Origin of the sequence: Halorubrum sp. SP9, from assembly GCF_005435015.1 — an archaeon.
Taxonomy (GTDB): Archaea; Halobacteriota; Halobacteria; order Halobacteriales; family Haloferacaceae; genus Halorubrum; species Halorubrum sodomense.
In genome coordinates this window covers 1-373 of record NZ_SGXU01000472.1, presented here as the reverse complement: position 1 = coordinate 373, position 373 = coordinate 1, and the positions used below count along the sequence as shown (strand labels likewise).

The window sequence follows — 373 nt, the reverse complement described above, 5'->3', positions numbered from 1 at the left end:
GTCGTTCTCTCTAGTATCTGATTCACAAATCCGTAGAGAGAAACGAATGAGCCAGCCGCTAGAATACCAGATGACGCGAGTACGACTCTAAGGGTAGCATCGGAAACTGCCCCCACAACAAAGAGACCAAAGATGTCGATCGCGATAGAAAATGCGAAAACCCCAACTGTCACTCGGTATGTGGAATCTGAGCTGAAACTCTTCGCAAGCCGTGGGGAATACCGTGAGGCAGAGAGTCGTACTCCCAAAATGACGATGGAGAATACAATCGCGAAGATACCAGCTTGTACTCTTACCAGCGTGCTCAAAATACTACGAGCTGTCTGTTGATTTGGAGTGTGGCTGCTAAATATTGCTATTCCAATGGTAGTGT

1 protein-coding gene is annotated in these 373 nt (G+C 47.2%); it reads right to left on the bottom strand.

The window, feature by feature from the left end; all coding sequences use genetic code 11:
- Window positions 1–353, bottom strand: a 353-nt coding sequence (locus EXE45_RS21945; protein WP_369333770.1) for a DUF2254 family protein, incomplete at its 3' end; no start/stop codon positions are given.
- Window positions 354–373: the final 20 nt, after the last annotated feature.